We start from the raw sequence: 21,325 nt of genomic DNA, 5'->3' as shown, positions 1-21,325 counted from the left end.
CTATACCGGGGCTCGCCTTTGTCCAAGCTGGCAATCTTCATCCATCAGGACCGCATCCTTCCCGAGGGTGAAACCGTGTCCTTGCCCAGCACCTTTCGAGACGAGCTGAACTTCTCGAGCCGTATTGGCGACCCAATCCTGGTCGCCAATATCGGCGCTCCCCTCCATCAGGGCTTCATCGCGCTCGGCATGCTCCAAGGCTTCACATCCGAGGGGCACGAAACACTTGCCCTTATCGGCTCCATCCGGAATTTTCCCCAGGTCGCCACGTTCCGTCAGGACAATCCCGCTGGGGCGGGAATGTTCGAAGTGTCGGACGCCACCTTTACGGACGTCATCGGCATGGTGACAGGCAGTGAGTTCGATGAAGCCGCCACCGAGTTCTGGTCAGGAACCTGGCCTGACCCAGGCTAACACCGCATCCACCTCCGCGCGGCTGGGTGGCTGGCAGCCTTTGCGGCCGCAATTGATCCCTGCCACGACCGCGCCAAAACCCAGCATTCGGCCGAGCTGACCCTCGCTCAGCGCCATCAGGGCCTCCGGCCGCAGGGACACTGCTTCCTCAAGCCAGGTGAGAATGCCCGCCATGAGGCTATCGCCCGCACCAACTGTGTCGCCAAATACGGCCGGCTTGTAGATGGGCGCCACCGCGCTGGCCTCACGCGTAAATGCCCGCGACCCGCCTTCGCCCAGCGTCACCACAACCAGCTCGCAATTGGGCCGCTCCAGAAGCGCATCGGCATGGCTCTCGATGCTTTGGCCCGGATGGAGCCACTCGTGGTCTTCCTCGCTGAGCTTGATGATATGGGCGAGATCAAGAAAATGCCCTAGCCGCTCGCGATAGCCAGCCTCGTCGTCCACCAGCTTCTCGCGCACATTAATGTCGAACGACACCGTCGCGCCGCGCCCGATGGCGGATTTCACCACGTCGCTCCACACCGCCGCATCCTCTGGCAGGATCGGGCAAAATCCGCCGATCTGATAAAGCTCGATTGCCCCCGGCAGAGCCGCCATCAGCCCATCCCGCGAAAACGCCCGATCGGCTCCGCGCTCGAAGACATAGGACGCCTGCATCCGCTCATTGAAGCTGACGATCGCTTTGGTGGTCGGTGCCGCCACGCGCGCCTCAAGCAGCACCGAGACCCCCGCTTCGGCAAGCGGCGTCAGCAGCAGGTCGCCATATTCATCCTGGCTGATCGGGCACAAAAACCCAACATCATTGCCCAGCTTGCGTAAGGCAATGGCGCAGTTGAACGGCGATCCTCCGGCATGGGCAACACGTGCCCCGTCGCTCCCGGGCACCAAATCGATCAGGCTTTCGCCGCCAACAACAAACATCGAGTGTCCCCCTCGCCTCTCGCGCGTGCCAATAGCATTTTGCCCCCATGCTCACCAGCACCGAGATGTGTAACCTGAGTTAAGGATTTTCTCTTCCAGTGTATCAGAGAATCCGGTAACCGGATGGGTGACGAGGGACAATCGTCAACAAAGACTATTCTATGACCATTATAGATCATAAGCCTACTGTCCATCTTTGGACACCGGAGCGGCAGCATTTCAAGGCCGTTACTGAAGGCACTTCCCTCATGGCCTGGGCCACGGATGTGGACGGGCATTGCTTCTACATGAGCCCGGAATGGTACCGTTTTACTGGCATGAATCCCGGTACGGGACTTGGCTTCAACTGGTTAATGGCCCTTCATCCAGATGACCTGATGAACGTCCGCCAGGCCTTTTTCAACGCGACCGACACCCAGTCCGCCTATGGCGTTGCCTATCGCCTGATCCGCCCCGATGGCAGCTACACCTTGGCCTGGGCCGTGGGTCTGCCCAAGTTCAGTGACAATGGGCTCTTCCAGGGCTTTTTCGGCACCACCTTTCCCATCGAGCACGACCAGCTGCGCGGCCTTGTGCAGCGCGGACCCGCTTACAAGGAGCTAAGCGACCGCGAACGCGACGTGCTGCGCCTTCTGGCTGAGGGCAAGAGCAGCGAGGCTGTCGCCGAAGCCTTGGGCATTACCCGGCGTACGGTGGAAAGCCATGTTGCCAATGCCGGCACCAAGCTTGGTGGTCTCAATCGGGTTCACACCGTGGTGCGGGCGGTTCGCCTTAACGAGATCTAGCCCAGGCGAGGCTCACCGGCTGTGCATCCATCATCTCGCCCCACTCGTCGGGCCAAACGCTGCGGTCACCGGAAAGAACCATGCCGGCGCCGGAAAGGGCTGCCAGCAGCACCCCATAACCCAGCGCGACCGGCAGGCTCATATATTCGTCTTCACGCCGGACATCCATGCTATCGCCCCTTAGCCGGTCGACCACGATCTCGGGCGAGCGAACCCGCGCCATCGGTAAATTGTCCCGCCACAGCATCTGCAGGACGATATAGCCCGCGGGTGCGCCGGCCATGTAAACGAAGCGGCCAATCATTGCAGTTCCCAGGATAGAAGCTCGCAAGAGACTGAGAATCAAGCCGATTCCCAGCGCCGCCCGTCCCGGGAAGCACATCAAATACGTATCACAAATTACGGTGCGTCAATGAGTGACGCTACGTAGAACCAATTGGTCATTGTGTTCAGAAAGCCGAGCTAGCTGCGCAATCCGGGTGCTTCCTGCCCCGTCGCCGCGACATATTCGGTATAGCCGCCGCCATAGGCATGTACGCCTTCTGGCGTGAGTTCCAGCACCCGGTTTGAAAGGGCTGCGAGAAAATGCCGGTCGTGGCTGACAAACAGCATTGTGCCTTCGAAGTTCGAAAGCGCCTCGATCAGCATCTGCTTGGTCTGGATATCGAGATGGTTGGTCGGCTCGTCGAGCACGAGGAAATTCGGCGGATCGAAGAGGATCAGCGCCATGGCAAGGCGCGCCTTTTCGCCACCTGAAAGCACCCGGCACTTCTTTTCGATATCGTCGCCGGAAAACCCGAATGCTCCCGCCAGCGCGCGGATCGGCGCCTGTCCGGCCTGCGGAAAGTTGCTTTCCAGCGTCTGGAAAATGGTCTGGTCGCCATCGATCATGTCCATGGCGTGCTGGGCAAAATAGCCCATCTTGACGCTCGGCCCCCGCGCCACATTGCCGGCATCCGGCTCCGACGCTCCTGCGACCAACTTCAACAACGTCGATTTGCCGGCACCATTGACGCCGAGGATGCACCAGCGCTCGCGCCGCCGCACATGAAAGTCCAGCCCGTCATAGATGGTGCGGCTGCCATAGCGCTTGTGCACGCCCTCGACGCGCACGATGTCCTCGCCCGAGCGCGGCGCCGGCCGGAACTCGAACACTACCGTCTGCCGGCGCTTCGGTGGCTCCACCCGGTCGATTTTGTCGAGCTTCTTGACCCGGCTTTGCACCTGCGCCGCATGGCTGGCCCGTGCCTTGAAGCGCTCGATAAAAGCGATTTCCTTGGCCAGCATCGCTTGCTGGCGCTCGAACTGTGCCTGCTGGTTGCGGTCGGTGATCTCGCGCTGGCTTTGGTAGAACTCGTAGTCGCCGGTATAGCTGGTCAGCGTGCCGGCATCGATTTCGAGGATCTTGTTGACGATGCGGTTCATGAACTCGCGGTCATGCGAGGTCATCAGCAGCGCGCCCGAATAATCTTTCAAAAATTGCTCGAGCCAGATCAGGCTTTCTAGGTCGAGGTGGTTGCTCGGCTCATCCAGCAGCAAGACATCGGGCCGCATCAGGAGAATCCGTGCCAAGGCCACGCGCATTTTCCAGCCGCCCGACAGGGCCCCAGCATCGCCGTCCATCATCTCCTGCGAAAAGCCCAAGCCATTCAGCACTTCGCGAGCCCGGCCATCGAGCGAATACCCGTCGAGTTCCTGGAACCGGCCCTGCACCTCGCCATAACGCTCGATGATGGTGTCCATCTCGTCTGCCCGATCCGGGTCGGCCATCGCCGCCTCGAGCTCAGCCATCTCGGCCATCATCTCGCTGACGGGTCCGGCGCCGTTCATAACCTCGGCGACAACGGGCTTGCCACCCATCTCGCCCACATCCTGGCTGAAATAGCCGATGGAGACACCACGATCGACGGACACCTGCCCCTCGTCGGGTGCTTCTTCGCCAGTGATCATGCGGAAGAGCGTCGTCTTGCCTGCCCCGTTTGGTCCGACCAGACCGATCTTTTCGCCTTTCTGCAGCGCCGCCGACGCCTCGATAAAGACGATCTGCTTGCCGTTCTGCTTGCCGATGCTTTCAAGACGGATCATGAATGGCCTTCTAGGTTCGAGCTTGGGCATTGCCTCCTTTGAGGTGGAGGATAGCGGCGACAGAACCGCGGGGGATAACCCAATGACGTGGGGTGACGCGTTCGTTTCGGCGTCCAAGAGCGCCCTAAAGCACGCTCAACCCTGCCGCGCAAGGCCGTCCGGCACCCCTTGCACTTGACAAAAGCGCAACGAGCCTCGATATGTGCTCCATACGTTCTGCCCTCGTTGGCGATCTCATTCCCGCCGGACAAGGCGGATGTTTGTTTTTCCCTCCATCTGCAAACGTTTTGGCTGCGCAAGTTTGCGCGGCTATTCACTGGCGCATGCTTCAGGCAAGCGCTGCCAACCAAGGCGTTCCATGTCGCACCTATACAAGATCGGCCAATTGCTGGAGCTGCGCTCTGCGCCTCGGCTCAGCAATCGTCCCGCCGGCACATGCGAAGTGGTCGCCTGCCTGCCCCATGACAAAGGGCCGGTTCTCTACCGGGTTCAGTCTATCAACGAGCGCAATGAGCGTGTCGTCGAAGAAACCGATCTCGTCCCCAGCACTGCTGCAAAGTCTGCCGAAGAGGCAGTTGAAAACGAACGCAGCAGCATCAGCATTGCGGTTTCGCGCCGCCGCTGAGCGCTTTTGCGCATCTCCTTTGCCGTCTTCCCGTGCGCCTTGAAGGCCGCCGGACGGTATCATCCATTTGACATGTGGGTGCTTCATTCTGGCGCTATCTCAGCGCCGCACCCAGGCGCTTGCGCGCCATCCGGCCGGCCTGATGCCGGCAGAAAGTCGTCTATGTATTCGCACATTCTCAACGCCCCCGGCGAACTCTTCTTGGGCTCTGATCGTCAGACCGCCCTGGCCCAAGGCGGCCGGCACTTCCGCTCCGCGGCCAAAGCCATCGCCTTCGCCATGGAACACGCCGCCCCGGTAAGCCTGCGCGGCGCCATGCTGCGCGTCGGCGACCAGACCTTTGAACGCAAGCAGATCATCCATCTGCATGAAGCTCTGGTCGATGGCGCCATCGGCCACTGAGCCAGAACACCTGAACGAGCCGAACGTCCCAGCTTAAACCGCCACAATTGCTGCCGCGATCGGTTGACCGCTCTTGCGGATGATGTTCAATTTGCCCAAAGAAGTCGGCGTGAACGACGAATTTGGGGAGGGCGTTCCGTGCAGGGACTTGCCGTGCTGGTGCGAGGCATCAGCGCAATTAACTGGCTGATCGGCCAGATCTTGTCGTGGCTGGCACTAGCCTGTGTGCTGGTCTGCTTCACCGTCGTGGTGCAGCGCTACTTCTTCAACACATCCACCCTTTGGGTTCAGGACCTTTACGTCTGGATCGCCGGTGCCATGTTCACCGGCGTTGCGGGCTTCGCGCTTCTGCGCGACGATCATGTGCGGGTCGACATTTTTTATCGTCCCGCCTCGATCCGCCGCAAAGCCATGGCCGATCTTTTCGGCGTCGTCGTTTTCCTCCTGCCATTCATGTATGTGGTCCTGCAGTACACCTATCCTGCCGTGGCACGCTCCTGGGGCTACCATGAAGGCTCCGCCAATATTGGTGGCATGCCTGGCCTTTTCATTCTGAAAAGCTTCATCATCGCCTTCGCCGTACTGGTCGGTCTCCAAGGCATCGCCATGGCTGCCCGCGCCATTCTGGTTTTAGCCAATCGTGAAGAGCTGCTGCCGGACGACCTCCGTTACCCCATTGAAGACGCAAGGGAAGTTCACTGATGGATCCCGTCCTTATTGGCGAGATCCTCGCCGCCCTCATGTTCGTGGGCGTCATCGGCGTCCTCATGCTCGGCTTCCCGGTCGCGTTTTCGCTGGCCGGCACCGCCATCATCTTCGGCCTCGTTGGCTGGATGCTCGGCGTCTACGACCCCTCCAACTATGGCTCTCTGGCCGGCCGCTATATCGGCCTCATGACCAATGAAGTGCTGGTCGCCGTGCCGCTCTTTGTCTTCATGGGCGTGATGCTGGAGCGATCCGGCATTGCCGAACAATTGCTGCTCACCATGGGCAAGCTCTTCGGCAATCTGCGCGGTGGTCTTGCTCTTTCGGTGATCGTCGTCGGCGCGCTCCTTGCCGCCTCGACTGGCGTGGTCGGCGCCACCGTGGTCACCATGGGCCTGATCTCCCTGCCCGCCATGCTGCGCGCCGGCTATGATCCAAAGCTCGCCACCGGCGTTATTTGCGCCTCGGGCACGCTGGGGCAGATCATTCCGCCCTCAACCGTCCTAATTTTCATGGGCGACATGCTTTCGGGCATCAACGCCCAGGTGCAGATGGAGAAGGGCAATTTTGCCCCCGAGCCCGTCTCGGTGGGTGCGCTCTTTGCCGGCGCCATCATTCCCGGCCTCCTGCTCGTGGCCCTTTATGCCGCATACGTCATCTTCAAGGCCTGGCGAGATCCGCAATCGGCTCCCGCCACCCCGGTGCCGGAATCTGAACGTGCGGGTCTGCTGCGCGAAGTCGTGGTTGCCCTTATCCCGCCGCTGCTGTTGATCCTTGCGGTTCTGGGGTCGATCCTTGCCGGCATCGCAACTCCTACTGAAGCCGCTTCGGTGGGCTCTGTCGGTGCACTGCTGCTGGCAGCACTGCGTCGCCGGTTGAGCTTTTCGATCCTCAAGCAGGCCGTCATCTCCACCGCCACCATCACCTCGATGGTCTTCATCATCCTGTTCGGTGCTGCAGTGTTTTCCGTCGTCTTCCGTATGATGGGCGGCGACAATCTGGTGCATGAATTCCTCTCGTCCATGCCGGGCGGCGCCGTTGGTGCCATCATCATCGTCATGCTGGTAATGTTCCTCTTGGGTTTTATCCTCGACACCTTCGAGATCATCTTCATCGTCATTCCGATCACCGCTCCGGTGCTTCTGGCGCTCGATGTTGACCCGATCTGGCTTGGCGTCATGGTGGGCGTGAACCTGCAGACCAGCTTCCTCACCCCGCCCTTTGGCTTCGCCCTCTTCTACCTTCGCGGCGTCGCTCCCTCCCGTGTTTCGACCGGCATGATCTACAAGGGCGTCATTCCCTTCGTGCTGCTGCAGATCCTTGGCCTCGTGACACTGTTCTTCTTCCCCCAGCTCATCACCTCGCTGCCCGATCTGCTGTACTAGGATCATCAGCTTTTGGTTCTGACGCCCCGGCACGCGCCGGGGCGTTTTTGTTTGTGGTGTTGCGACGTGCCAAGGCGCCGGTCGGTCTGGAACCTCCGGGTAAGAACATTTGACGGTGCCCCGAGACGGCTTTCGCCTCGATGGTAGGTAGTAGAGTGAGACGGAGGCCGTCTCGGAGCGTCAGGATTTCTGGCAGGAGGTTTATTAGGGGCGGATTTCGCCGCGACCCATCCCCGGACCCACACCCCGTAACGATTCAGGGTGCTCCCGACTGTCGCCGGACAGTTGATCGTTGCAACTCCATCGTTGCCCGGCTGATAGGGGAAACTCTAGCGCAAGGTCGAAGGGGCGGGGATAAGAGGAATAAGTTACCCAAAGCGCGCCGGGCTTGTCCGGAGAGAACTCCACTTACCGAGCTTCAGACAAATGAAGTGCTGAAAAGCAAAAAGCCCGGGCTTTCACCCGGACTTTTCGTTTTGACCGAGCGGTCCTTATTCGAACTTGATGTATTTCTCGCGTGCCGCGAGATACGGCATATCTGTGCCTTCGGTGCGCTGACGGAGGAGGTTGAAGGCCGAAACGAAGCTTTCTGCGGTTTCCTTGGTCAGGGCATCGCCGCCTTCGCGGATTTCGGCGATCAGTTCCATCGAGGCCTTGGCGCCGGCTTCGACGATCTCTTCGGGGAATGCACGAACCTGAACGCCATGCTCGGCTACGAGCGCATTGAGCGCACGCGGATCGTTGGCATACATGTCCGAAGCGACCTGGTCATAGGCCGACTGGGCGCAGACGCGCACGATTTCCTGCAAGTCTTCCGGCAGCTCGGCGAACTTGGCCTTGTCGACCACGATTTCGGTAGCGAGGCCCGGCTCGACGAAGCTGGGGAAATAGTAGTTTTTGGCGATCTGGTAGAAGCCCAGCGCGAGGTCGTTATAGGGGCCCACGAATTCGGCGGCATCGAGCGTACCCGACTGCAGCGCGGCAAAGATTTCGCCGGCGGCAAGGTTGGTCACCGAAGCGCCAAGCTTTGCCCAGACCTGGCCACCAAGACCTGGCGTGCGGAAGCGCAGACCCTGGATATCGGCGACGCCGGTCAACTCGTTGCGGAACCAGCCACCAGCCTGCGTGCCGGTATCGCCGGAAAGGAAGCCCTGGAGACCGAACTGGTCGTAGACCTTGTCCCAGATTTCCTGGCCGCCAAGGTAGCGCACCCAGGCGGTGAGTTCGCGGTTGGTCATGCCGAAGGGCACGCCGGTGAAGAACGACAGGGCCTGGCTCTTGTTCTGCCAGTAATATGGCGTGCCGTGGCTCATTTCGGCCGAACCGTCGATGACGGCGTCAAGAGCCTGGAGGCCGGGCACCATTTCCCCGGCAGCAAACACCTGAACGGTCAGACGGCCGCCCGAAGCCTTGGTGATGCGATCGGCCAGCGTCTGCGCGCCGACACCGAGCCCCGGGAAATTCTTTGGCCAGGTGGTCACCATGCGCCAGGTGATATTGCCCTGGGCGATTGCCGGAGCGGCAAGGCCGGCGGTGACAGCGGCGGCGCCAACCGTGGCAACCGTAGCCTGCTTAAAGAATTCGCGTCTCTTCATCATGGTGTTCCTCCCGGAATGATCATTCTTATCGCTGGGCCTTTGCGAGCGGCGCAGCGCTTGGCGCTAACAAAGCAATCCGCACCGAACCTGTCCAGCGCCTTGTGCCGCTTAAAGAAAAATCTACAACTATTTGCGGATTAAACCCGCCGCCCCGGTGTTGATCCTGGTGGAGGCCGCAGCGTCGGCCTCGCAACAGGAGGGAAATCCCATGCACATCCGTTCGCTTCTTCTGGGCGCCGCCGCGCTCGCCCTGATCGCCGCTCCAAGCTTTGCCGTCGACTATCTCGGCGGCATGGTCAAATCCACCGATATCGGCGGCAAGCAGGTTTTGACCGACGAGAGCGGCATGACGCTCTACATCTTCGACAAGGACACCGCCGGCGTCACCAATTGCTACGATAGCTGTGCCGAAAAGTGGCCGCCGCTGATGGCCGACGACGCCGCCCAGGCTGAAGGCGACTTCAGCATTGTCGAGCGCACCGACGGCACCAAGATGTGGGCCTACAAGGACATGCCGCTTTACTATTGGGTCAACGACAAGGCGCCCGGCGACATCACCGGTGACGGCGTCGGCGGCGTCTGGCATCTTGCGGTCGAATAAAGCCTGAAAGCTGCGGCGTGGTCGATTTTCTCGATGAGCTCGAAAAGGACGTGCCGGCCCTGCGCCGTTACGCCCGCGCGCTCACCCGTAACATCGACCGCGCCGACGACCTGGTACAGGATACGCTGGAACGCGCCATTGCCCGCCGCGGCCTCTTTCGTCCGCGCGGACCGCTTCGTCCTTGGCTGTTCACGATCCTCACAAACCTCCACCGCAACAGCCGCCGCAGCGATCGCCGCCGTGGCGAAACGGTGGATGTCGCCACGGTCGAACTCGCAACCTCGGCCCCGCAACCCGGACACCTGGCGCTTGCCGAACTCGCCCGCGCCATCGAAACCCTGCCCCTCGATCAAAAGGAAGCCTTGCTGCTCGTGACCCTTGAAGGCCTCGCTTATTCCGAAGCTGCCGCGATCTTGCAGATCCCGACCGGCACATTGATGAGCCGGCTCGGCCGCGCCCGCGCCACGCTGCGCCAGCTGACCGGCGGCGAAACGCAGCCCCACTTGCGGACCGTCAAATGAGCGAAATCTCTCGTGACACGCTAATGGCCTATCTCGATAACGAGCTCGACGCGGCAACCCGCGTCAAGGTCGAGGCCGATGCCGCCGCCATGGCCGAGGTCGCGGCCTATGCGCGTCAGTCCGACGCTATCCGCACTCTCTATGCCCCCGTCGGTGCCGAACCCCTGCCCAGCCACCTCGATCCGCATCGCCTGGCACTTCAGGCGCAGCGCCGCCAATGGCGCGCTGTCGCTCAGGCCGCCATGATCGTCTGCGTGCTCGGCATCGGCATTGCCGCCGGCTGGCTGCTGCGTCCGAGCGCGAACGCGCCGGCGCTCTACGATCGCCTGATCGCCGACGCCGTTAGCGCCCATACCGTCTATGTCGCCGAAAACCGCCACGCGGTTGAAGTGGCAAGCAACGATAGCGAACATCTGTCCACCTGGCTCTCCAACCGTCTCGATACCACGCTTGCCATGCCCGATCTATCCGTGCAGGGACTCACCTTTCTCGGCGGCCGCCTCCTCCCCGCCCCAGCAATTCCCGGCGGCCGCGCCGCCCAGCTGATGTATGAAAATGCCGCTGGCGAGCGGACAACCCTCTACATCACCCCAGCCACCGGCGTGGGTGGACCGGCCTACGAAAGCGTCCGCCTCGGCACCGACCAGGTGCTCTACTGGGCCAACACGATCTTCACCTGCACCATCGTCGGCACCGGCACGCCGGAACAGCTGCAAGCCATCGCCAATGCGGTGTTCGCTCAGCTCAGCCCTGGCGCCAGCCCGTTATACGAGAGCTGAATATAGTGCTCTTGCACCTCCCTCCCCTAGAGGGGGAGGGTAGCGCCGCTAGGCTCGCAGAGCCGTAGCAAAGCTGGGTGGGGTGGGGCCAAGCATACAGTTCCGAGTGCTCGGCCCTACCCCACCCTCATTCCCTACCCCTCAAGGGGAGGGATGCGCAAGAGCACAGTCTATTGCACCCTCGGCGCGTTCCTCGCCGGAATGTCGTTCGAATAAATATTGTGCGGCCCGACATTGCGCACATCCCGCTCGCCGCACAGCGCCATTGTCGTATCGAGCTCACGCCTAATAATCTCCAGCACCCGCGTCACGCCCTCTTCGCCGCCAGCCCCGAGCCCATAGAGCATCGGCCGCCCGATAAAGGTCGACTTGGCCCCATAGGCCAGCGCCTTGATCACGTCCTGCCCGGAGCGGATGCCGCTATCGAGATAGACCTCGGTGCGCTTGCCGACGCGGTCGACGATTTCCGGAAGCACGCGAATGGTCGAGGGCGCGCCGTCCAGCTGCCGCCCACCATGGTTCGAGACCACGACCGCATCGGCGCCATTGTCCACCGCCGCCTGCGCGTCATCGGCGTCGAGCACGCCCTTGACGATTACCGGCCCGCCGAACCGCTCCTTGATCCAGCGCACATCGCCCCAGTTCAGCGTTGGGTCGAACTGCGAAGCCGTCCAGGCAGACAGCGAGGCGAGGTCGTGATCGCCGCCGACATGGCCGACGATATTGCGGAACGTGTGCCGCTTGGTGCCGAGCATGCGCATGCACCACAGGGGATGATGCATCATCTGCCACACCGAATAGGGCGTGAACTTTGGCGGCGTCGCCAGCCCGTTGCGGATGTCCTTGTGCCTCTGCCCCAGGATCTGGAGGTCCATGGTCAGAACCAGCGCCGGGCAATTGGCAGCCTTGGCCCTGTCGATCAGCCGATAGATGAAGTCGCGGTCGCGCATGACATAGAGCTGAAACCAGAACGGCGCCGTCGTGTTCTCCGCCACATCCTCGATCGAGCAGACGCTCATGGTGGAAAGGGTGAATGGGATGCCAGCTTTTGCCGCCGCCCGCGCGGCCTTGATCTCGCCGTCCGCGGTCTGCATGCCCCCGGTTGCTGCGGGTGCGATGGCGACGGGCATGGCAATTTCCTTGCCCAGCATGGCTACCTTGAGATTGCGCCCCTCAAGGTTGACGGCCACCTTCTGGTTGAGCTTGATCTTGCCAAAATCGCTCTCGTTTTCCCGATAGGTCCCCTCGGTGTAGGAGCCGCTATCGGCATATTCGAAGAACATTTTTGGCACCCGGCGCCGCGCCAGGCGCATCATCTCGTCGACGGTAAGAACCTTGTCGATGGCAGGCATAGGGGCACCCCGGCTGTTGTCGCAACCGGCCTAGCAACTAACATGTTAGTCGTCAATTCTCGCTGCGCTCACGGTCTCGGCCCAGGACCAACGAGCTCCAGATTACCACAAAGCCAAAAACGACCATGCCGCCCGCCAGGACATGCGCCCGTTCCCATTCCAGCCGCTCGACGAAGTCGTAAATAGCGATGGAGAGGACCTTGGTTTGTCCGGGAATATTGCCCCCGATCATCAGCACCACGCCGAATTCCCCCATTGTATGGGCGAAGGTCATGATGGCGCCCACCAGATAGCCGGGCCGCGCGAGCGGCAAGACCACCCGGCGAAAGCGCTGCCAGCGCGATGCGCCCAATGTGTCGGCGGTTTCCAGCACTTCGCTTTCGATCGCGGCGAAAGCATTGCGCAGCGGCTGCACCATGAAGGGCAGCGAGGCGATAATCGAGCCGATCACCAGCCCCGTGAACGAAAACGCCAGGGTCCGCGCGCCCCAGAGCGACGCTAATGCGCCGCCCGGGCCAAACGGCCCCAGCGCCAGCAATAGGTAGAAGCCGAGGACGGTGGGCGGCAATACCAGCGGCAGCGTCACGACGGCCCCCACCACCTCCCGCCCCCTGCCCCGCCCCTGCGCCAGCCACCACGCGATGGGCGTTGCAAGCGGCAGCAGGATCAGCGTCACGCACAGCGCCAGCATGAGGGTCAGGAGAATGGGGGAGTACAGCTCGCTCATGCCTCTTGCAAACACCCCCACCCAACCTCCCCCGGAAGACGGGGGAGGAGCTCTATCGTGCCAAGACCACCGGCTCCACTCCTCCCCCTCCTTCAGGGGGAGGCTGGGCGGGGGTGCGCGTTCAGATCAAGGCACCGAATACCCCGCCCCCTCGATTACCGCCACCGCCGCATCACTACGCAAAAACTGCAAAAGCCCCTCTGCCGCAGCATTGCCTTCGCCTGCCTTGAGCAGCACCGCCCCCTGTTCGATCGGCTGATGCAGCTCCGCCGGCACGATCCAGACGTCCTTGCCTAGTACCTGGCTGGCCGCCACAAAACCGAGCTCAGCATTGCCGCTTTCGATGAACTGCAGCGTCTGGGAAATGCTTTCGCCCTGCACCAGCTTGGGCTCGAGGGTTTCCCATAGTCCGAGGGCTTCCAGCGTTTCGACCGCTGCCTGCCCGTAAGGGGCCGCCTCGGGATCGGCGATTGCGATTTTGGCGAAGTCGCCCTTCAGCGCCGCTTTGCCATTGTCGGCATCGACGCCCTCGCCATAGAGCGCAAGGCGCCCCTGGGCGTAAACGAAGAAGCTGCCGTCCACCGCCAGGCCTTCGGCGATGGCCTTTTCCGGTCGCTCCGTATCAGCCGCCAAAAACACGCCATAGGGCGCCGCCTGGGTGATCTGGGTATAGAGTTGTCCGGTGGCGCCAAAGCTCAGCTCCACCTCGTGCCCGCTCTCCGCTTCGAACTTTGCCGCCAATTCCTCTGCCACTGCGGTGAAATTGGCCGCAACCGCGACATTGACGCTTTCAGCCATGACCGGAAGCGCTGTAGCGGCAAGCAGCATGGCGGACAACAGGATGCGGGACATGGGATCTCCGATATGTTCTTCGGAACACATCGTGACTCGGAAGAGACCGATCACGCAAGCGATATGTTTATGGGGAGATATCGGAAATCATCGAGCGCAAGGCCTCGACATCTTCGTTAATGGCGGCCTGTGCCTTCGCTTCCATCGCCCTGTAGCGCGCCAAGACATCCGTGCCCAACGGCGTCAGGCTTGCTCCGCCCTGCCCAGCGCCCCCGCGGCTCGAAACCACCAGCACGCCAAACCCGGAATTGAGCGCCTGTACCAGGCTCCAGGCGCGCTTATAGCTCATGCCCATCGCCTTGCCGGCAGCCGCGATCGAGCCCGTTTGGGCGATGCCTTCGAGGAGATCAGCCCGGCCCGGGCCAAGATAGGCATGTTCGGTCAGGACGATGCGAAGATGGCCAAGCCCGTGCTCGGGAACGTCCTTGGCCATGATGCTTAGCCCCGCAACGCGCTCGCCTCGCGCGCCAGCGCTTCCACGCGCGCAAAGTCGCCGCTGGCAAGAGCATCGGCCGGCATGATCCAGGAGCCGCCGACACAGATCACGTTGGGAAGGCCAAGGTAGGTCTTGGCTTTTTCCGCATCGATGCCGCCGGTGGGGCAGAAGGTGATGTCCGGCAAGGGCGACGCAAAGGCCTTGAGCACCGGCGCTCCGCCGAGCGCTTCGGCCGGAAAGAACTTGAGGAACGAATAGCCGCGCTCTGCCGCCGCCATGGCTTCGGTCGGCGTGCCGATACCCGGCAGCAGGGGAATGGCGACATCGTCCGCCGCATCCAGCAGCCGCGGCGATGCGCCGGGCGACACCATGAAGCGGCAACCGGCATCCACCGACGCCTTCATGTGCCCCCCATTGCGCACCGTGCCGGAGCCGACAATGGCGCCGGTCACTTTGGCCATTTCTTCCATGACGCGCAGCGCATTGGGCGTCCGCAATGTCACTTCGAGCACCGGCAAGCCGCCGGCGACCAGAGCTTCGGCCAAGGGCCGCGCCTGCGCCACATCGTCGAGGATGATCACCGGCACCACCGGCGCCAGCGACAGAATGGAGCGGATGGCGTTGGCGTCCTGCGGCATGGTGATCCTTCCCGAAAAGCTGGGCAAAGGGTTAGGCGGCCCGAACAAATCCTGCAAGAGGATTTGCCATTCTTCTCCTCCCTTCTCCTGACGGGGAGGCAAGGTGGGGGCTAGGGCCGCCGCGCGACGAGGTCGATTTCAACCAGCGCCCCAACGGCCAGCGCCGTTACGCCAACCGTGGTCCGCGCCGGCAACCGGCCCTCTGCAAAGAAACTGGGCCAGAGCGCATTGAGCGCCGCATAGTCGCGCTCGAACTGGGTCAGGTAGATGCGCGCCATGGTCACATGTTCGAGCCCCATCCCGATGCCGCCGAGTACGATCTTGAGGTTCTCGACCACGCGTCGTGTCTGCGCTTCGATCCCCTCCGGCAGGGGCGCGTTGGGTGCCGCCGGATCGGTCGGCATCTGCCCCGTAACGAACACCCAGCCGTCGGTCTCGACCGCATGGCTGAACGGGGCGACTGGTCGCGGCCCTGAGGAAATCAGATGGTGTTGCAGTTCGCTCATGGTTTCTCCTTGATTGACGCTTGGGGGCCGGCAAGTGTTACCCCTCCGTTAGCACATTGGCACTTGATGCGGCGTCGCGAAGACGCCACACTCGCAAAATGGCAAGATTAGCACGCGCTCTCATCCTCGCCGTCCTGTTCGCCGCCGTTCCGGCCACAACAGTCTTCGCCCAACTTTCTGCCCAACAATCCGCCGAACTCGACACCCTGTTCGCCAGCCTGCACGGGGCTACCGACGAGGCCCAGGCCCGCGCCATAGGCGACCAGATCTGGCAGCTCTGGACCCATCCGGATGACGCAGAACTTGCAGCCCGCGTCGACGCGATCATCAAGGGCGGCGGCTTTGCCGGTCCCGTCGCCCAGCTGCCGCAGATCGACGAGCTTGTTGCCGATTACCCTGGTTACGCAGAAGCCTACAACCTCCGGGCCACCGCCAACTTCCTTCGCGGCGACTATGAAAGTGCCCTCCGCGATGTCGAAAAGACGCTCGAACTCGAGCCTCGCCATTTCGGCGCCCTCGCCGGCAGGGCTTTAATCTTCCACACGCAGGGCAAATATGAAGAGGCCAAGGCAGCGCTTCTGGAAGGGCTGGAGATCCACCCCTTCCTGCCCGAGCGCAGCCTCTTCCCAGAGCTCGGACCGCCGCCGATCCGAAGCTGAACCATCAAGGACTTCACCATCATGGCCGATCAGGATTACACCATTCAGCGCGAAGACGGACCGAGCCGCGGCCGTTACTTCATCGAGCTCGATGGCGGCGCCGAAGCCGAGATGACCTTCAGCAAGTCCGGTGACGGCCCCATGGTCATCGACCACACCGGCGTGCCACCCGCCTTCGAGGGCCGCGGCATCGCCTCAAAGCTCGTCAATGCCGCCATCGCCGATGCCCGCGAGCAGGGCTTCAAGATCCGCCCCGTCTGCTCCTATGTCGTGGCCCAGTTCCGCCGCCACAAGGAATGGGGCGACCTGCTGGCCTAGGCGCTAGAAGCCAAAGCGGATGCTGTTGGAGCCTTCGGCAAGGTACGGCACCAGATCGTCCCAGCTCACGGTCGCGGTCGGCGCGCCATAGGCGTAGGCGGCAACCTGGTAGGGCTGGAACTGGATCACCAGACCATAGGGGTTCGACAGGTCCCAGCTTGCCGGATCGATGACTGTGTCCTCGATATACTCGGTTCCATCCATCATCAGCGCTTCGCCATGCTCCTCCTCAAGCGCGGCGACGGTCAGATCCAGCAAGGCCTGCTGCCACTTCTTGCCGGTAAAGAGATCGCTGGCCTCGAGGGCTCGGCCTTCGCCGGTCAGGAAGTGGAGATAGCTGATGGTGTAGTTGCCATGCGCTGCGCCATGTCCATACCAGTAGGTATTGACGTCGAGCGTGATGCGCCCGGTGCCGGCCACTTCCTTGACGGTGATCGAATTGGTGCTGTCGCTGCTGGCATCGCTGGCGACGTTCTCGTCGCCGCCCTGCATCGTTTCGCCTTCGGCGCGCACCAGCGCGTTGAAAGATTCGGCGAAGGGCTGCTCACCATCGAGCTGCACCAGCGACAGTTCATGCTCGGCAACCGCCCAGGACGAATCTCCCTGATACTCGGGATCGGGCAGCGCCTCATATTCGCTGACCGGGTAGAACCGCAGACCCTCGATCATCCGGCTGGTCTCCAGCACTCGGGCGCGCGAAGCGAAGAGGTCGACCAGACAGGAAGTGCCTTCCTCGTTGTATTCGCCACGCGTCAGAGGTTCGGCATCGGGCGTGCAGGCGCGCTGCGCATAGTTCAGCCACTCGCGCTGGCCGGCCCGCAGAGCCCCGGTCGCGCTCTCGCTCAAGCCGCCGGCAGCCGTGGCATAGGTGCGCGCCAGCCGGACATCGGCGGCGGAGAGCTCCTCGCTGTCGCAGATGGCGTGCTCGAATGGCGTGCCGGCCTTGGCACAATCAAAGCTTGCTGCCAGAACCGGAACGCTGGGCAGGGAAAAGCCAGCCAGAAACAGCGAAGTGGCGACAGCAAAGCGGATCATGGCGGCCCTCGAACCTGTTTGTTGCCGGGAGCTTAGCTTCTCTGCGGAGCCACGTCACGCCTCGGCATACAAAGTGCTGCGGATCAAAGAAAAGCCTGGATGGCGCTCAGTTCCTCGCCACGCAATTCGTGACCGCCTTCATGCCAGAAAAGCGTCGTGGCCGCGCCGCTCGCCGTAAAATAATCCGCCAGCGCCTGGGTCGCTCCTGCCGGTGCGATCGGGTCGCGACGCCCCGCTGTGATCAGCACCTTCCGGTTCTGGAAGTCAGCGGGGGGCGGCGCAAACGGGATCAGCGGATGCATCAGCATGGTCGCATCGAAGAGATCCGGCGCAGCAAATTGCACTGAGGCAAGAATATTGGCGCCGTTCGAGTAGCCAAGCCCAAGCACCCGTGCCGGGCGTGACGACCCGATCTGATCGCGAACGAAGTCCGTCATTGCAGCGGTACGCTTGGCAAGGTCGGCCATGTCATAGACGCCTTCACCGGTGCGCCGGAAATAGCGCAGGGCGCCGCCCTCGCTGACGTCGCCCCGGGGGGCGACCCGCCGCGCGCCTGGCAACAGCTGCCCGGCGAGATCAAAGAACTGGTTTTCGTCGCCGCCAGTGCCGTGAAACAGAAAGATCAGCGCATCGGCGTCGGCATTCTGATCGGCACGGAAATGGTAGGTGGACATGGCGGGCTCCTCGTTGTTGCCCACGATATCAGGACAAACCGGCCGCAAGGCAACAGCGGGCCCGCGCCACGCAGTGTTGCCGATTGCCAAACAATGAGCGCGTTTACTGCGCCGGCGTGATCGGGGTCATGCCCGGCCGATAACCGGCAAGGATCGCCGCACGCAGGGACTCTGCCGTGCTCCTGGCCGCAGTTTCCTGCGCGCCGGTGGCCGAGAACACGTCGGTGGGCGTGAGCTTGCCGGACTGATAGGTGGAGTCGGTAAAGCGCCGCGTGGTGAACAGCACCTGGTCGCCCTGGGTGATCGTCACCGTCGCCTCGACCCGGGTCGAGACCGGATTGCCCACGACAATGGCGTTGGAGAGGCCACCAGCCAGGCCCGTGGTCGCCGCTGTTACCGTCAACACCGGATCGCTCGGATTGGCGGGGCCCGGAAAGGCGATGTCGAGCCGGTTGAGAATGATCTGCTCAAGCCGGTTCTTGGGCGGCGCTAAGTTGAAGCGCGCAGCGGAAACGCTGGTGCTCGAGACATCGCCATAGACCGGCGCAAAGCTGGTGCAGGCGCCAAGAGTGATCGCGAAGACACCGGCAACGAGAGGGGCCAAAAAATGCTTCATCGTCATGGCGTCCCTGCCCGTTTCAGCCAATCCTGCACCACCGGCACCGCGCCCGAATAGCCGATATCGAGCCCCGCCGGCGCCTTGAGGCGGAAGGACGCAAGGAAGCGCGTGTCGTTCGGGCTGGTATGTGTCGGCCCGGTCCTGACGGCGGAGCCGCCGACGCTGAGATATCCATCGTCATAGGTGAGGCCAGCGCCCGCCAGAAGGAAACTGTTGGCCGAAAGGTCCCAATAGGCCTGGCCAGTTGCGGACCAGTAATCGGCGAAGGGCACCGTCAGTTCGCCGCCGAGTTCATGCTGCGCCCTGATATTGCCTGCTGCTGGCGTTGCCCTCGCATAACGATAGCTCACGCCGGCGCTGAAGAGGTCACCGGAATAGGTCGCGCCCAGCGACGCACGCGCGATATCGATCGTGCCGGTATCGAGCTGCACTTTGCCGCCCGCCTTGACCGTATCGGCAAGCACGCCATAAGCGCCGAGCACCGCATAGGACGAGGCCAGGTCGAGCCCCGAAGCGACGCCCACCTGCTGACGGTTCGGTTCGGCAAAGACATTGGTACCGGCCAGCTGGAACGACTGCCCGCCGATCAGTTCGAGATAATTGCCGTCGTTGAAGTCGAGCAGATAGCGGCCACCCAGATTGGCGCGCAGGCCCGTCTCCTGCCGGTCGATGCCGGTGAAGCGATTGTAGCTGAAGAGATTGCTGTCATCGAAGAACACGCTTTGCGAGTCTTCGTTGGTGATCCCCGGCTGCGTGCTCGAAGCGCCGCGATACACCAGCTGCGCGATCGGTTCGATCAGATGGGTCACACCATTGCCATAGGCGGCGAGCGGATAGCGAACATCGAGCGCGGCGATGGGCGTTGCGCCAAGCAGAACCTGATTGGCGGGGGGAATGCCGGGATTGGAAAGGTCGGTCGCAGAGGACCTGTCATATGACGCCGCATCCAGGCGCACCCCGGCAAAAGGCGTCACCACCGCACCACCAAAGATCAGCTGGTTCTGCCAGCTCGCCTGGGTCATGCCGTGCAAACGGGTACCACCATAGCCAAGGTCATACGGAATGCCGTTGACCGTGGTCGTGTGTTCGCGCGCCCGATAGATGTTGAGCATCTTGGCCTCGACATCGATGCGGCCTGCACCCGGCGGAAGATCGAAGGTCCGCTCCACGCGAAGGTTGGGGAATGCAATCCCCTGCTCGTCCTGGCGCTGGTTGAACCTTTCGGTGTCGCCCAGCAGATTGTATTGCTGCACGCGCGCATCGACAAACGTGTCTTCGGTCAGATGCGTCGCATAGACTTCGTTGATCCCGGCGCGGCGCGGCTCAAGGAGGTAGTCCTTGAAGTAGGCGCTGTCGGTAAAGGTCGCATAGGCAAAGCCGGCGGTCCATTCTTCGACCGGTACGAACTCGCCCTGGGCCTGGATTGCGCCACGCCACTCCCGCCGCGCATCGGGAAAGGTAAAGGCATCGGGGTTGAACTGGTAAAGCCCCGATGCCTTAATACGCATCGACCCATTGTCGAAACGCTGCACCCATTCGGCGCCCATCAAGAAGCCCTGATTGGTGAGCAGGGTCGGCGTGAGAATGATATCGGTCCAGCGCGAAGAATACGCAGAAAAGGACACTTCGGCCTTGAGGCCGATCTGTTCGGTGTAACCGATGCTGGGCTTGGGTACGCGGTCGAGGCCTTCGTTGCTAAGATCAGGCAACCAAAGATAGGGCAGCCACGCGACCGGCACGCCAAGCAGCGCCAGAGTTGGCTGCTCGAAGCTGATCGAGCCGTCTTCGTTGTTCTGGACGATGCGCGCTGCGCTGATCGACCAGCCGATCCGCCGCCCCTCTTCATCGATACACTCGCCGCAAGGCGCATATTGCGCATTGGTGAGGATGGTTTCGAGCTCACGGTCGAAATCAGCGCTGTCAGCGGTGATGCGCGAGCCATCATAGGCGGTGATGGTCATGGTGTTGAGCACGGCGCGCTTCATGCCGCCGGTCAGCGAAATGGTCGGGCTCGCCGTCACATTGCCGGCAGGATCGGTCACGGTAGCATCGCCCACCACATCCATGTCGCCGGTGGCACGGCGATAAACCAGCTCATTGCCGGTGATCGTATAGCCGCCAAGCCGCAGCACGACGTCGCCGCGGGCGCTGATGATGTTGTTGACGCTGTCAAAGACCAGCTCGTCCGCTTCCACCGCGGTGGGCGCAGCAGGGTCGATCGGGGCGTTGAAGAAGTTCTCGGGCACCAGCATCTGCGCAGATGCAGGCACGGCAGCGGCCACCCCCAAAAGGAGAGCGCTTGCGATCGCACCCAAAAGATGTTGCCGAGCCAACCTCAAGAAGTCCTGCCCCCAGCGCCGCGCCACAACTCAAACACTGCACTCTCCAGCACGCGCGGAACAGGCCGCCTTCCGGCAGCTCGCCCCATTAATCGATAAAGTACCGACCAATCTAGAGGCGGGCAATGAACAATGTGCAAACCTCCCCCAAGGGAGCGCCCACCGTGCCCTCACGGCAACAGGGCAAGAGGAGGAAAGCCCAGCAACCTCGTTTGAAGAGCCTGATGCCACAAGGAGGTGAGTCTTGGCAGCTGAACGGGGTGGATAGCTTTGGAGCCGACAACTACCTGCCAATGGCAGGTCAGCGCCCAGCCCGGCCGTTCAAGTCGTTTCGCGCCTCTCTCAA

At 62.3% G+C, this 21,325-nt stretch carries 25 protein-coding genes; 11 read left to right on the top strand and 14 right to left on the bottom strand.

The features are described from left to right. Nucleotides 1–18 precede the first annotated feature (18 nt). On the top strand, nt 19–414 hold the full coding sequence (locus JI748_RS00385; RefSeq protein ID WP_201633769.1) for a hypothetical protein: 396 nt from the start codon (nt 19–21) through the stop codon (nt 412–414). Here the strand turns inward: JI748_RS00385 and JI748_RS00380 are convergent. Further along, nucleotides 388–1,338: a carbohydrate kinase family protein gene (locus JI748_RS00380; RefSeq protein ID WP_201633767.1), complete on the bottom strand. Its 951-nt coding sequence runs from the start codon at nt 1,336–1,338 to the stop codon at nt 388–390. The two genes, JI748_RS00385 and JI748_RS00380, sit on opposite strands and share 27 nt — an antisense overlap. A gap of 161 nt (nt 1,339–1,499) precedes the next feature. Here JI748_RS00380 and JI748_RS00375 point away from each other — a divergent pair, with 161 nt between their 5' ends. Continuing rightward, nucleotides 1,500–2,123 (top strand): LuxR C-terminal-related transcriptional regulator, encoded by a 624-nt coding sequence (locus JI748_RS00375; RefSeq protein ID WP_201633765.1) that lies wholly within the window; start codon nt 1,500–1,502, stop codon nt 2,121–2,123. On the opposite strand, the gene JI748_RS00370 is transcribed toward JI748_RS00375, so the two are convergent. Next, nucleotides 2,110–2,427 carry a hypothetical protein gene (locus JI748_RS00370; protein ID WP_201633762.1) on the bottom strand — a complete coding sequence of 106 codons (318 nt, stop codon included), beginning with the start codon at nt 2,425–2,427 and terminating at the stop codon, nt 2,110–2,112. The genes JI748_RS00375 and JI748_RS00370 overlap by 14 nt on opposite strands. A 158-nt stretch (nt 2,428–2,585) precedes the next feature. Then, nucleotides 2,586–4,208: an ABC-F family ATP-binding cassette domain-containing protein gene (locus tag JI748_RS00365; RefSeq protein ID WP_201633759.1), complete on the bottom strand. Its 1,623-nt coding sequence runs from the start codon at nt 4,206–4,208 to the stop codon at nt 2,586–2,588. A 358-nt stretch (nt 4,209–4,566) separates the two neighbouring features. On the opposite strand from JI748_RS00365, the gene JI748_RS00360 reads away from it, so the two are divergent. The 4 genes from JI748_RS00360 to JI748_RS00345 all read left to right on the top strand — a co-directional run bounded on the left by JI748_RS00360 (nt 4,567) and on the right by JI748_RS00345 (nt 7,325). After that, on the top strand, nt 4,567–4,833 hold the full coding sequence (locus JI748_RS00360) for a hypothetical protein (protein WP_201633757.1): 267 nt from the start codon (nt 4,567–4,569) through the stop codon (nt 4,831–4,833). A gap of 162 nt (nt 4,834–4,995) precedes the next feature. Next, nucleotides 4,996–5,235 (top strand): hypothetical protein, encoded by a 240-nt coding sequence (locus tag JI748_RS00355; protein WP_201633754.1) that lies wholly within the window; start codon nt 4,996–4,998, stop codon nt 5,233–5,235. 138 nt (nt 5,236–5,373) lie between these two features. Then, nucleotides 5,374–5,937 (top strand): TRAP transporter small permease subunit, encoded by a 564-nt coding sequence (locus tag JI748_RS00350; RefSeq protein ID WP_201633751.1) that lies wholly within the window; start codon nt 5,374–5,376, stop codon nt 5,935–5,937. After that, nucleotides 5,937–7,325: a TRAP transporter large permease gene (locus JI748_RS00345; RefSeq protein ID WP_201633748.1), complete on the top strand. Its 1,389-nt coding sequence runs from the start codon at nt 5,937–5,939 to the stop codon at nt 7,323–7,325. Before JI748_RS00350 ends, JI748_RS00345 begins: the two co-directional genes overlap by 1 nt. 491 nt (nt 7,326–7,816) lie before the next feature. Here the strand turns inward: JI748_RS00345 and JI748_RS00340 are convergent, their stop codons facing one another. Beyond that, nucleotides 7,817–8,923 (bottom strand): TRAP transporter substrate-binding protein, encoded by a 1,107-nt coding sequence (locus JI748_RS00340; protein WP_233280577.1) that lies wholly within the window; start codon nt 8,921–8,923, stop codon nt 7,817–7,819. A 208-nt stretch (nt 8,924–9,131) separates the two neighbouring features. Between JI748_RS00340 and JI748_RS00335 the strand changes: the two genes are divergently transcribed. Genes JI748_RS00335 through JI748_RS00325 form a run of 3 tightly spaced genes read left to right on the top strand, consistent with a single transcriptional unit; the run spans nt 9,132 to nt 10,824 of the window. Beyond that, a complete protein-coding gene (locus JI748_RS00335) occupies nt 9,132–9,524 on the top strand; it encodes a COG4315 family predicted lipoprotein (protein WP_201633746.1) in 393 nt (130 codons plus the stop codon). A gap of 17 nt (nt 9,525–9,541) precedes the next feature. Further along, nucleotides 9,542–10,045: a sigma-70 family RNA polymerase sigma factor gene (locus tag JI748_RS00330; RefSeq protein WP_201633743.1), complete on the top strand. Its 504-nt coding sequence runs from the start codon at nt 9,542–9,544 to the stop codon at nt 10,043–10,045. Continuing rightward, entirely contained in the window at nt 10,042–10,824 is a 783-nt protein-coding gene (locus tag JI748_RS00325; protein ID WP_201633740.1) for an anti-sigma factor family protein, read from the top strand. Before JI748_RS00330 ends, JI748_RS00325 begins: the two co-directional genes overlap by 4 nt. Nucleotides 10,825–10,994: 170 nt before the next feature. Here the strand turns inward: JI748_RS00325 and JI748_RS00320 are convergent, their stop codons facing one another. The 6 genes from JI748_RS00320 to JI748_RS00295 all read right to left on the bottom strand — a co-directional run bounded on the left by JI748_RS00320 (nt 10,995) and on the right by JI748_RS00295 (nt 15,326). Beyond that, a complete protein-coding gene (locus JI748_RS00320; protein WP_325166915.1) occupies nt 10,995–12,167 on the bottom strand; it encodes an alpha-hydroxy acid oxidase in 1,173 nt (390 codons plus the stop codon). Nucleotides 12,168–12,228: 61 nt separating this feature from the next. Next, nucleotides 12,229–12,903, bottom strand: coding sequence for a molybdate ABC transporter permease subunit (gene modB, locus JI748_RS00315; RefSeq protein WP_201633736.1), 675 nt, complete (start codon nt 12,901–12,903; stop codon nt 12,229–12,231). Nucleotides 12,904–13,029: 126 nt separating this feature from the next. After that, nucleotides 13,030–13,755, bottom strand: coding sequence for a molybdate ABC transporter substrate-binding protein (gene modA / locus JI748_RS00310; RefSeq protein WP_201633734.1), 726 nt, complete (start codon nt 13,753–13,755; stop codon nt 13,030–13,032). A 67-nt stretch (nt 13,756–13,822) separates the two neighbouring features. Then, on the bottom strand, nt 13,823–14,188 hold the full coding sequence (locus JI748_RS00305) for a winged helix-turn-helix domain-containing protein (RefSeq protein ID WP_201633732.1): 366 nt from the start codon (nt 14,186–14,188) through the stop codon (nt 13,823–13,825). A gap of 5 nt (nt 14,189–14,193) precedes the next feature. Further along, nucleotides 14,194–14,829 (bottom strand): bifunctional 4-hydroxy-2-oxoglutarate aldolase/2-dehydro-3-deoxy-phosphogluconate aldolase, encoded by a 636-nt coding sequence (gene eda, locus JI748_RS00300; protein ID WP_201633730.1) that lies wholly within the window; start codon nt 14,827–14,829, stop codon nt 14,194–14,196. 110 nt (nt 14,830–14,939) lie between these two features. Next, nucleotides 14,940–15,326: a RidA family protein gene (locus JI748_RS00295; protein ID WP_201636918.1), complete on the bottom strand. Its 387-nt coding sequence runs from the start codon at nt 15,324–15,326 to the stop codon at nt 14,940–14,942. 107 nt (nt 15,327–15,433) lie between these two features. Between JI748_RS00295 and JI748_RS00290 the strand changes: the two genes are divergently transcribed. Together JI748_RS00290 and JI748_RS00285 are read left to right on the top strand one after the other, a co-directional pair. Beyond that, the gene (locus tag JI748_RS00290) at nt 15,434–15,994 is read left to right on the top strand and encodes a tetratricopeptide repeat protein (protein WP_201633728.1); all 561 of its coding nucleotides are present in this window, start codon (nt 15,434–15,436) and stop codon (nt 15,992–15,994) included. Between the two features lie 21 nt (nt 15,995–16,015). Continuing rightward, nucleotides 16,016–16,312, top strand: a complete 297-nt coding sequence (locus JI748_RS00285) for a GNAT family N-acetyltransferase (protein ID WP_201633726.1) — start codon at nt 16,016–16,018, stop codon at nt 16,310–16,312. A 3-nt stretch (nt 16,313–16,315) separates the two neighbouring features. Here the strand turns inward: JI748_RS00285 and JI748_RS00280 are convergent, their stop codons facing one another. The 4 genes from JI748_RS00280 to JI748_RS00265 all read right to left on the bottom strand — a co-directional run bounded on the left by JI748_RS00280 (nt 16,316) and on the right by JI748_RS00265 (nt 20,910). Further along, nucleotides 16,316–17,347, bottom strand: a complete 1,032-nt coding sequence (locus JI748_RS00280) for a DUF3298 domain-containing protein (protein WP_201633723.1) — start codon at nt 17,345–17,347, stop codon at nt 16,316–16,318. An 83-nt stretch (nt 17,348–17,430) separates the two neighbouring features. Continuing rightward, nucleotides 17,431–18,021: an alpha/beta hydrolase gene (locus JI748_RS00275; RefSeq protein ID WP_201633720.1), complete on the bottom strand. Its 591-nt coding sequence runs from the start codon at nt 18,019–18,021 to the stop codon at nt 17,431–17,433. A 103-nt stretch (nt 18,022–18,124) separates the two neighbouring features. Next, nucleotides 18,125–18,637, bottom strand: a complete 513-nt coding sequence (locus JI748_RS00270) for a hypothetical protein (protein WP_201633717.1) — start codon at nt 18,635–18,637, stop codon at nt 18,125–18,127. Nucleotides 18,638–18,639: 2 nt separating this feature from the next. Beyond that, nucleotides 18,640–20,910 carry an LPS-assembly protein LptD gene (locus JI748_RS00265; protein WP_201633714.1) on the bottom strand — a complete coding sequence of 757 codons (2,271 nt, stop codon included), beginning with the start codon at nt 20,908–20,910 and terminating at the stop codon, nt 18,640–18,642. Nucleotides 20,911–21,325 lie beyond the last annotated feature (415 nt).

The organism is Devosia rhizoryzae (assembly GCF_016698665.1).
GTDB classification, from domain to species: domain Bacteria; phylum Pseudomonadota; class Alphaproteobacteria; order Rhizobiales; family Devosiaceae; genus Devosia; species Devosia rhizoryzae.
Note: the sequence above shows the minus strand (reverse complement) of the source record. Positions and strands in the feature narration are given on the sequence as shown.

Bases quoted from the DNA above. Each gene is read 5' to 3' on its own strand.
- JI748_RS00355 (WP_201633754.1), top strand. From the start codon at position 4,996: ATGTATTCGCACATTCTCAACGCCCCCGGCGAACTCTTCTTGGGCTCT.
- JI748_RS00370 (WP_201633762.1), bottom strand. From the start codon at position 2,427: ATGATTGGCCGCTTCGTTTACATGGCCGGCGCACCCGCGGGCTATATC.
- JI748_RS00275 (WP_201633720.1), bottom strand. From the start codon at position 18,021: ATGTCCACCTACCATTTCCGTGCCGATCAGAATGCCGACGCCGATGCG.
- JI748_RS00365 (WP_201633759.1), bottom strand. From the start codon at position 4,208: ATGATCCGTCTTGAAAGCATCGGCAAGCAGAACGGCAAGCAGATCGTC.
- modA (WP_201633734.1), bottom strand. From the start codon at position 13,755: ATGTCCCGCATCCTGTTGTCCGCCATGCTGCTTGCCGCTACAGCGCTT.
- JI748_RS00325 (WP_201633740.1), top strand. From the start codon at position 10,042: ATGAGCGAAATCTCTCGTGACACGCTAATGGCCTATCTCGATAACGAG.
- JI748_RS00280 (WP_201633723.1), bottom strand. From the start codon at position 17,347: ATGATCCGCTTTGCTGTCGCCACTTCGCTGTTTCTGGCTGGCTTTTCC.
- eda (WP_201633730.1), bottom strand. From the start codon at position 14,829: ATGCCGCAGGACGCCAACGCCATCCGCTCCATTCTGTCGCTGGCGCCG.
- JI748_RS00305 (WP_201633732.1), bottom strand. From the start codon at position 14,188: ATGGCCAAGGACGTTCCCGAGCACGGGCTTGGCCATCTTCGCATCGTC.
- JI748_RS00340 (WP_233280577.1), bottom strand. From the start codon at position 8,923: ATGATGAAGAGACGCGAATTCTTTAAGCAGGCTACGGTTGCCACGGTT.
- JI748_RS00290 (WP_201633728.1), top strand. From the start codon at position 15,434: ATGGCAAGATTAGCACGCGCTCTCATCCTCGCCGTCCTGTTCGCCGCC.
- JI748_RS00285 (WP_201633726.1), top strand. From the start codon at position 16,016: ATGGCCGATCAGGATTACACCATTCAGCGCGAAGACGGACCGAGCCGC.
- JI748_RS00335 (WP_201633746.1), top strand. From the start codon at position 9,132: ATGCACATCCGTTCGCTTCTTCTGGGCGCCGCCGCGCTCGCCCTGATC.
- JI748_RS00345 (WP_201633748.1), top strand. From the start codon at position 5,937: ATGGATCCCGTCCTTATTGGCGAGATCCTCGCCGCCCTCATGTTCGTG.
- JI748_RS00360 (WP_201633757.1), top strand. From the start codon at position 4,567: ATGTCGCACCTATACAAGATCGGCCAATTGCTGGAGCTGCGCTCTGCG.
- JI748_RS00375 (WP_201633765.1), top strand. From the start codon at position 1,500: ATGACCATTATAGATCATAAGCCTACTGTCCATCTTTGGACACCGGAG.
- JI748_RS00270 (WP_201633717.1), bottom strand. From the start codon at position 18,637: ATGAAGCATTTTTTGGCCCCTCTCGTTGCCGGTGTCTTCGCGATCACT.
- modB (WP_201633736.1), bottom strand. From the start codon at position 12,903: ATGAGCGAGCTGTACTCCCCCATTCTCCTGACCCTCATGCTGGCGCTG.
- JI748_RS00380 (WP_201633767.1), bottom strand. From the start codon at position 1,338: ATGTTTGTTGTTGGCGGCGAAAGCCTGATCGATTTGGTGCCCGGGAGC.